A 646-nucleotide genomic window follows, 5' to 3' on the forward strand; every position below is an offset into this window, starting at 1 on the left:
AGCGCGTTCAGCGCATTGCCGGTGCCGGTGATCGACAGGTCGGCATTGACGCCGGTCGAGAGCTTGAGCTGACCCGAGGCGTTGATCGACGAGTTGGTCTGGCCGGTTGCAGTCGCAAGCGTCGCGGTGCCGTTGGCGTTGACCGTCGCGGTCTGCACGCCGGTGGCAAGGTCGATCGCCTTCAGCACGTCGTTGACCGTGCCGGCCTGCAGATAGACCGTCGAGTTGCCGGCGCCGTCGGTGAGGACGTTACCGCTGGCACCATAGCCGCTCGGAACGCTCGGAGCACCGGTCGATCCCGGGATCGGCGCGTTCTTGAAGGTGATGACGTGTCCGTCGACGTTCAGCGTTGAACCGTCAGCGATCGTCGCACCCAGCGAGCCTGATGTCGTGGTCCGGTTGACGGACACGCTGGCATTGCCGCCGCCCACTGCCGAGCTCAGGCCAAGAGCCTTGAGCAGGTCGGCCTTGCCGGTGACGCTCAGATCCGCACCCGTCGAGCTCTTCAGCGTGACGGCGCCGCCGCCAACGCTCGAAGCGGTCTGGCCTGCGCTGGTGGCGAGCGTCGCGGCACCCGCCGTGATGGACGCCGTCTTCACGCCGCTGGCGAGATCGACCGCGGTCAACAGATCGGCGACGGTTGCAG

At 67.2% G+C, this 646-nt stretch carries 1 protein-coding gene; it reads right to left on the reverse strand.

Annotated elements, in window-relative coordinates; all coding sequences use genetic code 11:
• Window positions 1–646 (reverse strand): DUF1522 domain-containing protein (locus tag IVB47_RS00005; RefSeq protein ID WP_247459183.1); only part of this gene is annotated, 646 nt, incomplete at both ends.

This window comes from Bradyrhizobium sp. 62 (genome assembly GCF_023073035.1).
GTDB lineage: Bacteria > Pseudomonadota > Alphaproteobacteria > Rhizobiales > Xanthobacteraceae > Bradyrhizobium.